Raw genomic sequence first — 12,607 nt, 5'->3', positions numbered from 1 at the left:
ACGCGCCTGGACGAGCCCGCCGATCTCGTCCGCTAGGCCCCCCGCCCCTGCAACACACTTTTGCAAGCGGGTGCTTGCAATTGTTAGCGAGGGTGGGGCAAGGTGGAGGCATGGCATCACTGAACGTCGGCAATCTCGGTGACTATCTGCGCGAGCAGCGGCGGAACGCCCAGCTGTCGCTGCGGCAGCTCGCCGACGCCGCCGGCGTGTCCAATCCCTACCTGAGCCAGATCGAGCGCGGGCTGCGCAAGCCCAGCGCGGAGGTGCTGCAGCAGGTCGCCAAGGCCCTGCGCATCTCCGCCGAGACGCTGTACGTCCGCGCCGGGATCCTCGACGCCGAGCGGGACCGGGACGAAGTGGAGACGCGCGCCGTCATCCTCGCCGATCCCTCGCTCAACGAGCGGCAGAAGCAGGTGCTGCTCCAGATCTACGAGTCCTTCCGGAAAGAGAACGGATTCGGGGTCGGCGAACCCGCCGCGCACGAGGCGGCCGAGGACATGGCACAGGGCGTGGAGGCGGACACCGGCGACACCGCCGTGCCCGGCCCGGGCGCGGCCGGCGGACACGATGCCGATGCCGGTCCGCGGCGGACGGCCGGGTAACCGGACCAGGGCGCCGGCCGCTCCGCCGCGGACCACCAACAACCTCAGCCGAACGCGAATCCGGGAGGACCAGATCACCATGGCCATCACCGACGACCTGCGCAAGACCCTCAGCGACCCGACTCCGCTCTACTTCGCCGCCGGCACCGCCGACCTCGCCCTCCAGCAGGCCAAGAAGGTGCCCGCCCTGGTCGAGCAGCTGCGCGCCGAGGCCCCGGCCCGCATCGACGCCGTGCGCAACACGGACCCGAAGGCCGTGCAGGAGCGGGCCGCCGCCCGGGCCAAGGAGGCCCAGGAGACCCTCCAGACCAGGGTCAACGAATTCCTCGGCACCCTCGACGTCGACCTGAAGAAGATCGGCGAGCAGGCCCAGGACTTCGCCCTGCGCGGTGTCGGCGTCGCCGCCGAGTACGCCGTCAAGGCGCGCGAGACCTACGAGAGGGTCGCCGAGCACGGCGAGCAGGCGGTGCGGAACTGGCGCGGTGAGGCCGCCGAGGACATCGAGGAGCTGGCCATCGCCGTCGAGGGCAAGCCCGAGCCGGTCGAGGTCAACGACGAGCCGAAGCCGGCCGAGGCCAGGACCGAGCCCGCCGAGGAGAAGAAGCCGGCCGCGAAGAAGGCGCCGGCCCCCCGCAGGACGACCACCGCGAAGAAGACGACGCCTCCGGCCAAGTGACCGGGGCAGGGGAAGCGACAACGGGCCGGGCACCTTGGGGGTGCCCGGCCCGTTGTACGGGTACGGTGGCTGTACGGACGACTCGACCCGGGCGGTGGGCATTGTGCTGATGACGGCAGTGGGCGGAGTGATGTGGCTGATCTTCACCGCCATGCTGGCGCTCGCCATCGTGGCGTTCGTGATGGCCGCGATCTTCCGCGAGGACGCTTACCGCGCCGCGGACAAGCAGAACAAGGGCTTCTGGCTGATCATCCTGGGCATCGCGGTCGCCGTGAACCTGTTCGTCCCGATGCTGTTCCTGCAGCTCGCGGGCCTGGTCGCGACGATCGTCTTTTTCGTGGACGTACGGCCGGCGCTGCAGCAGGTCTCCGGCGGCAGGGGCGGCCGGGGATTCCGGCGCGGCCGGGGAAGCAGCAGCGACGGTCCGTACGGGCCCTGGAACGGCGGCCGCTAGCCGGTACCGGGCGCGGGCCACGACGGGCCCGCGCGCCGCGACGGCGAAAGCACCCCCTACGGCGAGACCCGGCTCACGGCGTCCGGTCCAGCAGGACCACCGCCACGTCGTCCGTCAGCTCGCCCCCGTTGAGGTCCCGCACCTCACTCACCGCGGCCCGCAGCAGACCCTCCCCGCGCAGCCCCTCGGAGAGCTGGCGGCGGATCATCGACACCATCCCGTCCTGCCCGAGCCGCTCCCCGCCCTCGCCGACCCGGCCCTCGATCAGGCCGTCGGTGTAGAGCATCAGGCTCCACTCGGCGCCCAGCTCCACCTGCATCCGCGGCCAGCGGGCACCGGGGAGCAGGCCGAGGGCGGGGCCGTTGTTGTCGTAGGGGAGCAGCCGGGCCGGCCGGCCCGGGCGGGCGAGCAGCGGGGCCGGGTGGCCCGCCAGGCACAGGCCCGCACGGCGGCCGTCGGGAGCGATGTCCACCGTGCACAGCGTCGCGAAGATCTCCTCGTCGGCCCGCTCGTGCTCCAGCACCTCCTGCAGCGTGCTCAGCAGCTCGTCGCCGCACAGCCCGGCGAGCGTCAGCGCCCGCCAGGCGATGCGCAGCTCGACGCCGAGCGCGGCCTCGTCCGGGCCGTGGCCGCAGACGTCGCCGATCATGGCGTGCACGGTGCCGTCGGGGGTGCGGACGGCGTCGTAGAAGTCGCCGCCGAGCAGCGCCCGGGAGCGGCCGGGGCGGTAGCGGGCGGCGAAGCGCAGCGAGGAACCCTCCAGCAGGGGCGTGGGCAGCAGCCCGCGCTCCAGACGGCGGTTCTCCTGCGCGCGCAGCCGGCCCTCCGCGAGCCGCCGCTCGGCCGTGTCGGAACGTTTCCGCTCCACCGCGTAACGGATGGCGCGGCTGAGCAGCCGACCGTCCAGCTCGTCCCGGAAGAGGTAGTCCTGCGCGCCGACGCGCACGGCCTCGGCGCCGCGCTCGGCGTCGCCGGAGGCGGTCAGCGCGAGCACGGCATGGCGGGGCGCGAGCCGGAGCACGTGCCTGAGCACGGCCAGCTCGTCGTCGGTGCCGCCACCCGGCGCCGAGAGCGCCAGGTCCAGCAGGATGCAGTGGACGTCGTCGGTGAGCAGCCGCTCGGCCTCGGTGAGGTTGCGGGCGGTGCGCACGCGGATCGGCTTGCCGGCCGAGTCCAGCAGGTCGGGCACGATCGGCGAACCGGCCGGATCGTCCTCGATCAGCAGCAGGGTGAGAGTGGCGCCGGTGCCGCTCGTGGGCGTGGCGTCGCGGTGGGCCTCTTCCTTGAGGGGGCCGCCGACTGCGGAGGCGGCCTGCCCCTGACCACTCTCCACGGCCGGGATCGCTCTCTGCCGCGGTACGGGTACGGGCATCGTCCTGGTTCCTTCCCTCCCCCCGAGGGCACGGCGGCGTCGAGGGTCTCGAGGCCACCGACGGGTGACCATAGCGGCATTGCCCACTCCGATGGAATGGTGTGAGCCGCGTCGCCCCCGCGCAGACCGCTGTCATATGCCGCGTTCCGTACGACAGTTGGACAGGGTGCCCCGGCACGGGGAATGACGAAGCTCACGTCCGGCCGGGGTTTGGGCGGGGATTGGCGGTGGACTGGGTCACATGGCCCACGCCACAGGCGCGCACGAGGACATGACCTGCCTCACGCGTCCGGCCGTACGACCCCCAGGATCGGCATCGAGCCGGCGCCCGCGACCGTCACGTCCCGCCCCGGGCGCGGGGCCTGGATGATCGCGCCGTCGCCCACGTAGATGGCGACATGGCTGGCGTCGTCGAAGTAGATGACGAGGTCGCCGGGGCGCATGTCCTTGACGTCGACGTGCTTGAGCTGCTTCCACTGCTCCTGCGAGGTGCGCGGGATGGGGTGGCCGGCCGCCGCCCAGGCCTGGGAGGTCAGGCCGGAGCAGTCGTAGGACTTGGGGCCCTCGGCGCCCCACACGTACGGCTTGCCGAGCTGGGCGGTGGCGAACGCGACCGCCTTCTCACCCTGCGCGGAGGCTTTGCCATGGATCCTCTTGAGGATGCCGGTGTCCAGCCATGCCGTCTGCGCCTTCAGCGCGGCCTGCGCCTCCAGTTCGGCCAGCCGCTCCTTGTCCTTCTTCTCCAGGTCGGACTCGAGCTTCTCGGCGGCGGAGATCTGCTGCTGGATCCGCTTCTTGGCGGCGGCCTTGGTCCTGCGCTCGGCGTCCAGCTTCTTCCACTGGTCGGCGGCGTCGTCGGCGTACGCCCGCAACTGCTCCTGGGTGCTGCTCACTTCGCTGATCAGGGATTTCGTCGCCCGCTGACTCTGGAGCAGCAGTCCGGCACCGTCCAGGACCTGTCCGGGGTCGTCGCTGAGCAGGAACTGGGCGGTGGGCGGGACGCCGCCGGTGCGGTACTGGGCACGGGCGGCCGCGCCCGCCTGGTCGTTGAGCCGGGCGAGCTTCTGCTGCCCCTCGTCGATCTTCCTGGCCAGCACGACGATCCGGGCGGACTGCTGCTTGGCCTTCTCCTCGGCCGCGTTGTAGGCGTCGGTGGCGACGGCCGCGTCGTGGTAGAGCCCGTCGAGCTTCTCGCGGACCTTCTCGAGGTCCTTGTTCGGGGGCGGCGTCGGGGACGCGCTCGGGCCGGGGGACGGGTCGGCGAAGGCCGTGCCGGGTGCGCCCAGCACGGTCACCGCGCAGACCACGGTCACGGCGGCCGACAGGATGCTGCGCTTGCCCCAGCCCATCACGGATGCCCCCAAAGCTGATTTACCGTCAGTAACTTACGGTGCCGGGGGGATGGTGTCACGTCACGACACAAAGCGACAGAGGCTGGTGTCCCCCCTGTACCCGGCCGGGCATGACGATCTCCCCGCCGGTGTGACGTACGGCGTACGAGGATCGTTCCGTCCCGCACTCCCCGAACGGGTGATGTCAGCTCCGGGGCGCCAACGCCTCCCACGCCACCGTCACTTCACCCTGCCGCCAGCGGACGGGGGAGTCGGTCACCGGCCAGTCGGCCGTCAGGTCCCGGACCGAGCGCAGCCAGCGCTGGCGGGCGCCGTAGGAGGCGTAGGGCGCGGCGGCGGCCCAGGCGCGGTCGAAGTCGCGCAGGAAGGCATGCACCGGCTCGCCCGGGACGTTCCGGTGGATCAGCGCCTTCGGCAGCCGTTCGGCCAGGTCGGAGGGGCGGTCCAGGGAGCCCAGCCGGGTGGCGAAGGTGACCGTGCGGGGGCCTTCGGGGCCGAGCGCCACCCATACGTGCCGCCGCCCGATCTCGTCGCAGGTCCCCTCGACCAGCAACCCGCCGCGCGAGCCGCCGCCGGCCGGGGCGAGCCGCGTGCACAGCCGCTCCCAGACGGCGGCGACCTCGGCCTCCCCGTACTGGCGCAGCACGTTGGCGGCCCGGATGAGTACCGGCCGCCCGGGCACGGGGATCTCGAAACCGCCGTGCCGGAAGGCCAGGCCCTGCCGCTCGTACGGCCGCGCGGCCGCGACCCGCTCCGGTTCGATCTCGACGCCGACCACGCGCGCGTGTGGCGCGACCGTCCGCAGCCGGCCGAGCAGTTCGACGGCGGTCCAGGGGGCGGCGCCGTAGCCGAGGTCGACGGTCAGCGGGTCGGCGGCGCGGCGCAGTTCGACGCCGTGCGTCGCCGCGATCCAGCGGTCCATGCGGCGGAGCCGGTTGGGGTTGGTCGTCCCGCGCGTCACCGTGCCCACGACGGGGCTCCCCGCGCTCGAGCGGAGCCGGGAGCGGGGCGGGGATGCGGTGCGCGCTGCCATGCCTACGAGGGTAAGCGGGGCGGCGGGGCGCACCGGCCCGGCCGATCGGCGCCGGCCGGGCGGGGCCGGCCGGGCGGGGCCGCCGCGTCAGCGCGAGCGGTGTGCGCTCCTGCGGCGCAGGGTGAGGACGATGCCACCGCCGATCACGACCAGCGCCGCCGCCGCGCCGATCAGCGGGGTGTTGCCAAAGGCACCGGTCTCGGCGAGGTGGGTGCCGCCACCCGCCGGTGACGGGGCGCTGCTCACCACGGGGGAGGCGGCCGGGCTGCCGCTGTCCGCCGGGCCCGGGGTGGCGGAGGACGTGGCGGTGGGCTTCGCGGAGGGGTGGGCGGTCGGCGTCGGCGTCGGGGAGGCCGAGGGGGTGGAGCCGCCGGTGGACGCGCAGGTGAAGTCGTCCGGTACGACCACGGCGGGCTGGAGGTCCTCGTCGACCCGGTCACCCGCCTTGACGTGGACCACGAAGGTTTCGCCGGCGTACCAGTCCAGCGGGTGCAGGTCGACGCCGGCGCCCTCGGCGGTCGGGTGGTCGATCGTCCCGGTGTCGACGTCGCGCTCCCCGCCCGGCATGCTCAGCTCCACCTTCAGGGTGAGCGTGGCCGGGGTGCCGGAGGCGTCCTTGTCGGTGACGCGGATGACGGGCTTGCCCGAGCTGTCACAGGCGGGGGCGGCCGAGAAGTCGCCGATGCTGCAGGCGAGCGCGGTGTGGGCGGCGGCGACGGACAGCGCGGCGGCGGCGGCCGAGGTGCCGATGACACGGGCCGCCCGGGTGGCGCGGCGGGAGAGGGGCATGGGCGTCCTTGGGTTCGGTGAGACAGGCGACGACGAAGCGTCTACCGCTCTTGTGCGTGACCTGTCAAAGGTTGTATCGCCGCAGGTCAAAGCTCGATGAAAGGCTGGTCATCACCCTCTCGGCCAGCCGCTCGAAGGTCATGATTGAGTAAAGCCGCGTGTTCGGGAAATGGCAGGCGCCCGGTCGCTGTTGGACTCCTCGGAGGGCGAGGTCGGTCCTCCGTCCGGCATGCCCGCAGCAAGGAGGACGGCCAGGTGAGCCAGTACGTCAGCAGGCTCGGGCGACGCTCCCCGTCGGCCGCGTCACGGCTCCGGCTGCACCGCAGACCCCGCCGGGTCGCCATGCTCTCCGTGCACACCTCCCCGCTCCACCAGCCCGGCACCGGTGACGCCGGCGGCATGAACGTCTACATCGTGGAGCTGGCCCAGCGGCTCGCCGCCCAGGGCATCGAGGTGGAGATCTTCACCCGGTCCACGGCCGGCGGACTGCCCCCGGCCGTCGACCTGGCCCCCGGCGTGCTCGTCCGGCACGTCGACGCCGGTCCCTACGAGGGCCTCGCCAAGGAGGACCTCCCGGCCCAGCTGTGCGCCTTCACGCACGGCGTGATGCAGGCCTGGGCCGGTCACCGCCCCGGCCACTACGACCTCGTCCACTCCCACTACTGGCTCTCCGGCCACGTCGGCTGGCTCGCCGCCCAGCGCTGGGGCGTGCCCCTGGTGCACGCCATGCACACCATGGCCAAGGTCAAGAACGCCAACCTGGCCGACGGTGACACCCCCGAGCCCGCCGCCCGGGTCATCGGCGAGACCCAGATCGTGGCCGCCGCCGACCGGCTCATCGCCAACACGGCGGAGGAGGCCGACGAGCTGGTACGGCACTACGTCGCGGACCCCGCGAAGGTCGCCGTCGTCCACCCCGGCGTGAACCTCGACCGCTTCCGCCCCTCCGACGGCCGCGCCGCCGCCCGCGCCCGCCTCGGTCTCCCGCAGGACGCCCTGATCCCGCTCTTCGCGGGCCGCATACAGCCCCTGAAGGCTCCGGACGTCCTGTTGCGCGCGGTGGGGGTGCTGCTGGACGAACGCCCCGAACTCCGCTCACGCATCCTCGTCCCGATCGTCGGCGGCCCGAGCGGCAGCGGGCTCGCCAAGCCGGAGGGGCTGCAGAAGCTCGCCGCCCGGCTCGGCATCGCCGACGTCGTACGGTTCCGCCCGCCGGTCGGGCAGGAGCAGCTCGCGGACTGGTTCCGGGCCGCGTCCGTGCTGGTCATGCCGTCCTACAGCGAGTCCTTCGGGCTGGTCGCGATCGAGGCGCAGGCGGCCGGCACGCCGGTGCTCGCGGCCTCGGTCGGCGGGCTGCCGGTGGCCGTGCGCGACGGCGAGACCGGTTTCCTCGTGGACGGTCACCGTCCCGCCGACTACGCGCGCGTGCTGCGCCGTTTCGCCGACGAGCCGTCCCTGTCCGCCGCCATGGGCCGGGCCGCCGCCCGCCACGCGCAGTCCTTCGGCTGGGACCGGGCGGCCGCCGAGACCGCCGACGTCTACACGGCCGCGACCCAGTCGCACCGCCGTCGCGTACGCTCCCACCATGGGTGACGTCGAGAAGGCAGGGCAGGTCCTGGAAGGTGTCCTGAAGGACGCCGAACTGGAGTGGGAGAGCCCCGAACCCGGGAACTACGTGGTCAAGCTGCCCGGCACGCGCAAGCTGTCCACGACGGTCTCCTTCCTCGTCGGCCGCCACTCGCTGTCGCTCAACGCCTTCGTCGTCCGGCACCCCGACGAGAACGAGGCGGGCGTCCACCGCTGGCTGCTGGAGCGCAACCTCAAGCTCTACGGCGTGAGTTACGCCGTGGACCACCTCGGCGACATCTACGTCACCGCCCGGCTGCCCCTCGCCGCCGTCACCCCTGACGGGATCGACGGCCTCCTCGGCCAGGTCCTGGAAGCGGCCGACGGCGCCTTCAACACCCTCCTGGAGCTGGGCTTCGCCTCCTCGATCCGCAAGGAGTACGCCTGGCGGGTGTCCCGGGGCGAGTCCACGCGCAACCTGGACGCGTTCAGGCATCTGATCGAACGCCCCGCCGACTGACTTACGGTACGCCCCCTTCCCTCTGCTCCCTCGGAAGTGGCATGCTCACCGCCGACGCGTTCCTGAACGTCGTTCATATAGATGAATATGAAGGGGCGGATGGGCATGAGTGGTACGCACCTCACGAGACGGACCCTGCTGGCCGGCGCCACGGCCGTGGCACTCGGCGCGACGACGGCCAGGGCGGCGGCGGCCCCACCGGCCGAAGCCCCGCGGGCCGGGGAAGTCCCGGAGATCTGGCGCGAGTTCACCCGCGCGCCCTTCACCCACCCGCAGATCCCCTACGTCGGCCGAGTCGGCCGGCACGGCGGAGCCCCCCGCTTCCCCCGTCCCCGGGTCGTCGCCGACGTCACCGACTACGGCGCGGTGCCCGACGGAACCACCGACTGCGCCCCCGCGATCAACCGTGCCATCGCCGATGCCGGACGGGCCGGCGGTGGCACGGTCACCATCCCGCCCGGCACCTTCCGCGTCGACGACGTGATCCGCATCGGTGACCCGGGCGTCGTCCTGCGCGGCGCGGGCAGCGGCCGTACGACCCTGTACGCGACGAAGAGCCTCACCGAGCTGATCGGCGTCTACGGCTCCCGCTACGGCGGCGACAAGTCGGCCTGGTCCTGGGCGGGCGGTCTCATCTGGCTCGCGCCGAGGGCGCGTTGGGACTCCCTCGTCGCCGCCATCAGGTCCCGCGCCTGGCCCTTCGAGGGCTGGACCGGCAACAGGCGGGACGAGTGGACCGCCCTGACGTCGGTGGAACCGGCCCGGCAGGGTTCCTGGACGGTCACCGTCGCCGACGCCTCCGCCCTGCACCCCGGCCGGCTCGTCCTCCTCCGCCTCGCGGACGACCCCGGGCACACCCTCCTGCAGCACATGGCGGGCGGTGGCCCGGGCCCGGCGTCGTACTCGTGGGACGACAAGACCAAACTGCTGTCCTACGTCCCCTACGAGTGGCCGGTCCGCATCACCCGGGTCCGGGGCCGCGAGGTCACCCTCGAACGTCCCCTGCCGCTCGACGTACGCCCCGAGTGGGACGCACGACTGACCACTCACGTACCGGAGTTGACCGACTCGGGAGTCGAGGGGCTCACGCTGCGCGCGGCGGAGACCCCGCAGTCCCCGCACCTGCTCGACAAGGGCTACAACGGTGTGGTCCTGCAGTGCGCCTACGACTGCTGGGTGGACGACGTCACGGTGACCGACGTCGACAACGGCTTCGGCCTGGTCGCCGCCTCCGCCTGCACCCTGCGCCGCACCCGGGTGGCCGGCCGCGGCTCGCACCACCCGTACTTCTGCCGTGAGGGCTCCCACGACAACCTGATCGAGGACTTCACGATCGAGCAGCGCACGGTGCCGGCCCCGCCGAACACGCAGTTGCACGGCATCAACGTCGAGGGGCTGTCGTCGTACAACGTCTGGTCGCGCGGCGAGATGCTGATGGGAACCTTCGACAGCCACCGCGGCCTGCCGTTCGCGAACGTCCGCACGGACATCACGGTGAACAACAACGGCCGGCACGGCGGGGACGCCAACGCGGGCCCCCTCTTCGGCGCCCGCTTCACCCACTGGAACGTCCGCGTCACCAACGGCCGGGCGGGCCTGATGAGGATCGACGGCCTGGCCCCGTACTCGGCGACCGTCGGCCTCAACACGGTGAGCGAGTTCGACCAGACCGACGTCCCCGACTTCACCGGCGACCTGCACTCCCGCCTGGAGCTGTACGGCACCACGGACGCCGTGCGCCCGCGCAACCTGTACGAGGCTCAGCGCGAGCTGCCGCGGTAACGCCCCGGCGTCACCCCGACCAGCTTCTTGAAGTGCCGGGTGAGATGGGCCTGGTCGTAGAACCCGGTGGCCGGGGCCACCTCGCCCGGCGCCAGGCCGTCCAGCAGCAGCCGCCGCGCCCGCCCGACCCGGCGGGACATCAGGTACTGGTGCGGGGCGATGCCGTACGCGCCGCTGAACGCCCGTACCAGATGGGCGGGATGGGCGTGCAGCAGCCGCGCGGCCTCCTCCAGCGGGACGCCGTCGACGACCCGGGCGTCGAGCAGCTCGCGCAGCGAACGGGCGAGCGCCGGATCCGGGCGGTGCGCCGAGCCGTCCGTCCCCCGCAGATGCTCCCGCAGCCGCTCCCCGACGAGGGTCAGCCTGCTCTCCGCCTCCAGCTCGTCGCCGGGCCGGGCGAGGGCCGAGTGCAACTGCCCGACGCGCCGGCGCAGCACCGGATCACGCAGGTCGGGCGTGTCGACGGCGTGGCCGATGAGATCGTCGCCGAGCCGGCTGCCGTCGAGGTAGACGACCCGCTTGCGGAAGCCGTCCGGGGTGGCCGGCGAGCCGTTGTGCGGCACGTGCGGCGGCAGCAGCGTGACGGTGTCGTGCGGGGTGCCGTGCTCGTGCCGGTCGAGGTCGTACCGTACGGCCCCGTCGTCCACGATGAGCAGCGTCCAGGCGTCGTGGACGTGCATCGGGTAGGCGTACTCGGTGAAGTGGGCGTGGAAGACCTCCACGACACCCGGTACGCGCGGGCGCCACGCGGAGACTTCCGGCTGGTCGGCGGCCACGCAAAGAACGTACAAGACCCGCCGGCCGGGCGCCCGGCAGTCTCACTGCATGAACACCGAACCGATCCCCGCCGGGCCCGTCCGCTTCGACACCAAGATCGCCGTGCTGCTGCGCGAGGACCTGGAGCCCTGGCAGCGACTCAACGTCACCGCCTTCCTGGTCAGCGGTCTCGGCAGCCAGGTCCCCGAGGTGGTCGGCGAGCCGTACGAGGACGCGGACGGCGTCGGCTACCTCCCCATGTTCCGCCAGCCGGTGCTGGTCTTCGAGGGGTCGAAGGAGATGCTGAAGGCGGCTCACGGCAGGGCGCTGAGCCGCGCCCTGCCCCGCGCCGTCTTCACCTCGGACCTGTTCGCGACGGGCAACGACCGCGACAACCGCGCGGCGGTGCGGGCCGTACCGACGGCGGAGCTGGACGTGGTGGGGCTGGCCGTGTACGGGCCGCGCAACGGGGTGGACAAGGTCCTCAAGGGTGCGCGGATGCACCCCTGAGAACCTGGCCTCAGGCGAACATGCCGGGCTGGTAGTCGCCGGCGGGCTGCTGGACGATGACGTTGACGCGGTTGTACGCGTTGATCAGGGCGATCAGCGAGACGAGCGCGGCGAGCTGGTCCTCGTCGTAGTGCTTGGCGGCGTTCGCCCAGACCGCGTCCGGGACGCCGCCGGCCGCGTCGGCGATGCGGGTGCCCTGCTCCGTCAGCTCCAGCGCGGCCCGCTCGGCCTCGCTGAACACCTTGGCCTCCCTCCAGGCCGCGATCATGTTCAGCCGCTGCGCGGTCTCACCGGCGGCGGCCGCGTCCTTGGTGTGCATGTCGGTGCAGAACCCGCAGCCGTTGATCTGGCTGGCCCGGATCTTCACCAGCTCCTGAGTCGCGGCCGGCAGGGTGGAGTCCGAGACGGCCTTCCCCGCCGAGTTGACGTACTTGAGGAACTTGCCGGCGACAGGGTTGGCGAAGAGGTTCAGACGAGCGTCCATGGTGTGCTCCCGTGTGGTCTTCGGTGGCTGGTGGCTGCACCTCCCTGACGGACCGCCCCGCGGAGATGTGACACGGCTGGATGTGACCCACGTCACCGGATCGGGCCCGGACGTGCCCGTGAACGGAATCTGCACAGCGCGTGCGCAACCCCCGGCCGAGGGGGTGCCGTTGGTCCGGAGTTGTCCTGCTCGGCGCGGCGGTGGCAAGAGCTGGGCCGTGCCTGTGCGGCACGGCATGTGGAGACTCTGCCCCCAACGCGTGACCGGGCGGGCACGGATGGGTCGAACGACGTGGCCAACCGGCCGGAGGAGCACCGCGGTTGACTGGCTGCCCGGCGCGCTCCGTGGTTTGATCGCTCGCACCGCCGGGATCGCGCCGCAGCGGCTTGAAAAGGCCGGCGCACCCCCGCGCGGCCGCGGCCGTCGTCTGTCCCCCTGCGGCGCCGCATTCCCCGAGGACCACCCAAGCGAAGGACAGTCTCCCCATGAACTCCGCTCACCAGGTTCAGACCGTCGCGCTCTCCGACACCGAGCTCGACACCGTCTCCGGCGGTCTGCTGCCCCAGGCCAGCCTGACCGCCGACTCCACGACCCTGAGCAGCGCCGACGCGCTGTCCCAGCTCGGCGCCGTCCAGGGCGAGCTGCTGGGCGCCCTCAGCCAGCCCCACCAGCTCGGCCTCAACCTCTCCTTCTGAGCCCCACACCGATCCC

Annotated in this window: 14 protein-coding genes; 8 read left to right on the top strand and 6 right to left on the bottom strand. The window is 72.6% G+C overall.

Translation table 11 applies throughout. The features are described from left to right. Positions 1-110: 110 nt before the first annotated feature. The 3 genes from AB0D93_RS08140 (at position 111) to AB0D93_RS08130 (ending at position 1,732) form a co-directional block, all read left to right on the top strand. Positions 111-602 carry a helix-turn-helix transcriptional regulator gene (locus tag AB0D93_RS08140; protein WP_362114833.1) on the top strand — a complete coding sequence of 164 codons (492 nt, stop codon included), beginning with the start codon at positions 111-113 and terminating at the stop codon, positions 600-602. A 79-nt stretch (positions 603-681) separates the two neighbouring features. Further along, positions 682-1,278: a hypothetical protein gene (locus AB0D93_RS08135; protein ID WP_362114830.1), complete on the top strand. Its 597-nt coding sequence runs from the start codon at positions 682-684 to the stop codon at positions 1,276-1,278. A 103-nt stretch (positions 1,279-1,381) separates the two neighbouring features. Then, positions 1,382-1,732 (top strand): DUF2516 family protein, encoded by a 351-nt coding sequence (locus tag AB0D93_RS08130; protein WP_351544255.1) that lies wholly within the window; start codon positions 1,382-1,384, stop codon positions 1,730-1,732. A gap of 73 nt (positions 1,733-1,805) precedes the next feature. Here AB0D93_RS08130 and AB0D93_RS08125 read toward each other — a convergent pair whose 3' ends face one another. From AB0D93_RS08125 to AB0D93_RS08110, 4 genes are all read right to left on the bottom strand, one after another. Beyond that, a complete protein-coding gene (locus AB0D93_RS08125; RefSeq protein ID WP_362114827.1) occupies positions 1,806-3,104 on the bottom strand; it encodes a fused response regulator/phosphatase in 1,299 nt (432 codons plus the stop codon). 281 nt (positions 3,105-3,385) lie between these two features. Further along, positions 3,386-4,453, bottom strand: a complete 1,068-nt coding sequence (locus AB0D93_RS08120; RefSeq protein ID WP_362115119.1) for an NlpC/P60 family protein — start codon at positions 4,451-4,453, stop codon at positions 3,386-3,388. Positions 4,454-4,640: 187 nt separating this feature from the next. Then, on the bottom strand, positions 4,641-5,426 hold the full coding sequence (locus AB0D93_RS08115; RefSeq protein WP_362115116.1) for a class I SAM-dependent methyltransferase: 786 nt from the start codon (positions 5,424-5,426) through the stop codon (positions 4,641-4,643). 150 nt (positions 5,427-5,576) lie between these two features. Beyond that, on the bottom strand, positions 5,577-6,278 hold the full coding sequence (locus AB0D93_RS08110) for an LAETG motif-containing sortase-dependent surface protein (protein ID WP_362114824.1): 702 nt from the start codon (positions 6,276-6,278) through the stop codon (positions 5,577-5,579). A gap of 255 nt (positions 6,279-6,533) precedes the next feature. Between AB0D93_RS08110 and mshA the strand changes: the two genes are divergently transcribed. The 3 genes from mshA (at position 6,534) to AB0D93_RS08095 (ending at position 10,146) form a co-directional block, all read left to right on the top strand. After that, positions 6,534-7,871, top strand: a complete 1,338-nt coding sequence (gene mshA / locus AB0D93_RS08105; protein ID WP_362114822.1) for a D-inositol-3-phosphate glycosyltransferase — start codon at positions 6,534-6,536, stop codon at positions 7,869-7,871. Continuing rightward, on the top strand, positions 7,864-8,364 hold the full coding sequence (locus AB0D93_RS08100; protein ID WP_362114819.1) for a YbjN domain-containing protein: 501 nt from the start codon (positions 7,864-7,866) through the stop codon (positions 8,362-8,364). The genes mshA and AB0D93_RS08100 overlap by 8 nt, the downstream gene beginning before the upstream one ends. Before the next feature lie 99 nt (positions 8,365-8,463). Then, complete coding sequence (locus AB0D93_RS08095; protein WP_362114816.1) at positions 8,464-10,146, top strand: glycoside hydrolase family 55 protein; 1,683 nt, start codon at positions 8,464-8,466, stop codon at positions 10,144-10,146. Here the strand turns inward: AB0D93_RS08095 and AB0D93_RS08090 are convergent. Next, the gene (locus AB0D93_RS08090) at positions 10,125-10,922 is read right to left on the bottom strand and encodes an AraC family transcriptional regulator (RefSeq protein ID WP_362114813.1); all 798 of its coding nucleotides are present in this window, start codon (positions 10,920-10,922) and stop codon (positions 10,125-10,127) included. The genes AB0D93_RS08095 and AB0D93_RS08090 overlap by 22 nt on opposite strands. A 49-nt stretch (positions 10,923-10,971) precedes the next feature. Between AB0D93_RS08090 and AB0D93_RS08085 the strand changes: the two genes are divergently transcribed. Then, positions 10,972-11,412, top strand: a complete 441-nt coding sequence (locus tag AB0D93_RS08085; protein ID WP_362114810.1) for a DUF2000 domain-containing protein — start codon at positions 10,972-10,974, stop codon at positions 11,410-11,412. Between the two features lie 10 nt (positions 11,413-11,422). Here AB0D93_RS08085 and AB0D93_RS08080 read toward each other — a convergent pair whose 3' ends face one another. Next, complete coding sequence (locus AB0D93_RS08080; protein ID WP_362114807.1) at positions 11,423-11,896, bottom strand: carboxymuconolactone decarboxylase family protein; 474 nt, start codon at positions 11,894-11,896, stop codon at positions 11,423-11,425. A 485-nt stretch (positions 11,897-12,381) separates the two neighbouring features. Between AB0D93_RS08080 and AB0D93_RS08075 the strand changes: the two genes are divergently transcribed. Next, complete coding sequence (locus AB0D93_RS08075; protein WP_362114804.1) at positions 12,382-12,591, top strand: hypothetical protein; 210 nt, start codon at positions 12,382-12,384, stop codon at positions 12,589-12,591. Positions 12,592-12,607 lie beyond the last annotated feature (16 nt).

This window comes from Streptomyces sp. NPDC048191 (assembly GCF_040652655.1).
Taxonomy (GTDB): Bacteria; Actinomycetota; Actinomycetes; order Streptomycetales; family Streptomycetaceae; genus Streptomyces.
This window is presented reverse-complemented; position numbering and strand designations above follow the sequence as displayed.

Excerpts from the sequence above, each read along its gene's own strand:
- AB0D93_RS08140 (WP_362114833.1), top strand. The coding sequence starts at position 111 with ATGGCATCACTGAACGTCGGCAATCTCGGTGACTATCTGCGCGAGCAG.
- AB0D93_RS08135 (WP_362114830.1), top strand. The coding sequence starts at position 682 with ATGGCCATCACCGACGACCTGCGCAAGACCCTCAGCGACCCGACTCCG.
- AB0D93_RS08125 (WP_362114827.1), bottom strand. The coding sequence starts at position 3,104 with ATGCCCGTACCCGTACCGCGGCAGAGAGCGATCCCGGCCGTGGAGAGT.
- AB0D93_RS08120 (WP_362115119.1), bottom strand. The coding sequence starts at position 4,453 with ATGGGCTGGGGCAAGCGCAGCATCCTGTCGGCCGCCGTGACCGTGGTC.
- AB0D93_RS08110 (WP_362114824.1), bottom strand. The coding sequence starts at position 6,278 with ATGCCCCTCTCCCGCCGCGCCACCCGGGCGGCCCGTGTCATCGGCACC.
- AB0D93_RS08100 (WP_362114819.1), top strand. The coding sequence starts at position 7,864 with ATGGGTGACGTCGAGAAGGCAGGGCAGGTCCTGGAAGGTGTCCTGAAG.
- AB0D93_RS08095 (WP_362114816.1), top strand. The coding sequence starts at position 8,464 with ATGGGCATGAGTGGTACGCACCTCACGAGACGGACCCTGCTGGCCGGC.
- AB0D93_RS08085 (WP_362114810.1), top strand. The coding sequence starts at position 10,972 with ATGAACACCGAACCGATCCCCGCCGGGCCCGTCCGCTTCGACACCAAG.
- AB0D93_RS08080 (WP_362114807.1), bottom strand. The coding sequence starts at position 11,896 with ATGGACGCTCGTCTGAACCTCTTCGCCAACCCTGTCGCCGGCAAGTTC.
- AB0D93_RS08075 (WP_362114804.1), top strand. The coding sequence starts at position 12,382 with ATGAACTCCGCTCACCAGGTTCAGACCGTCGCGCTCTCCGACACCGAG.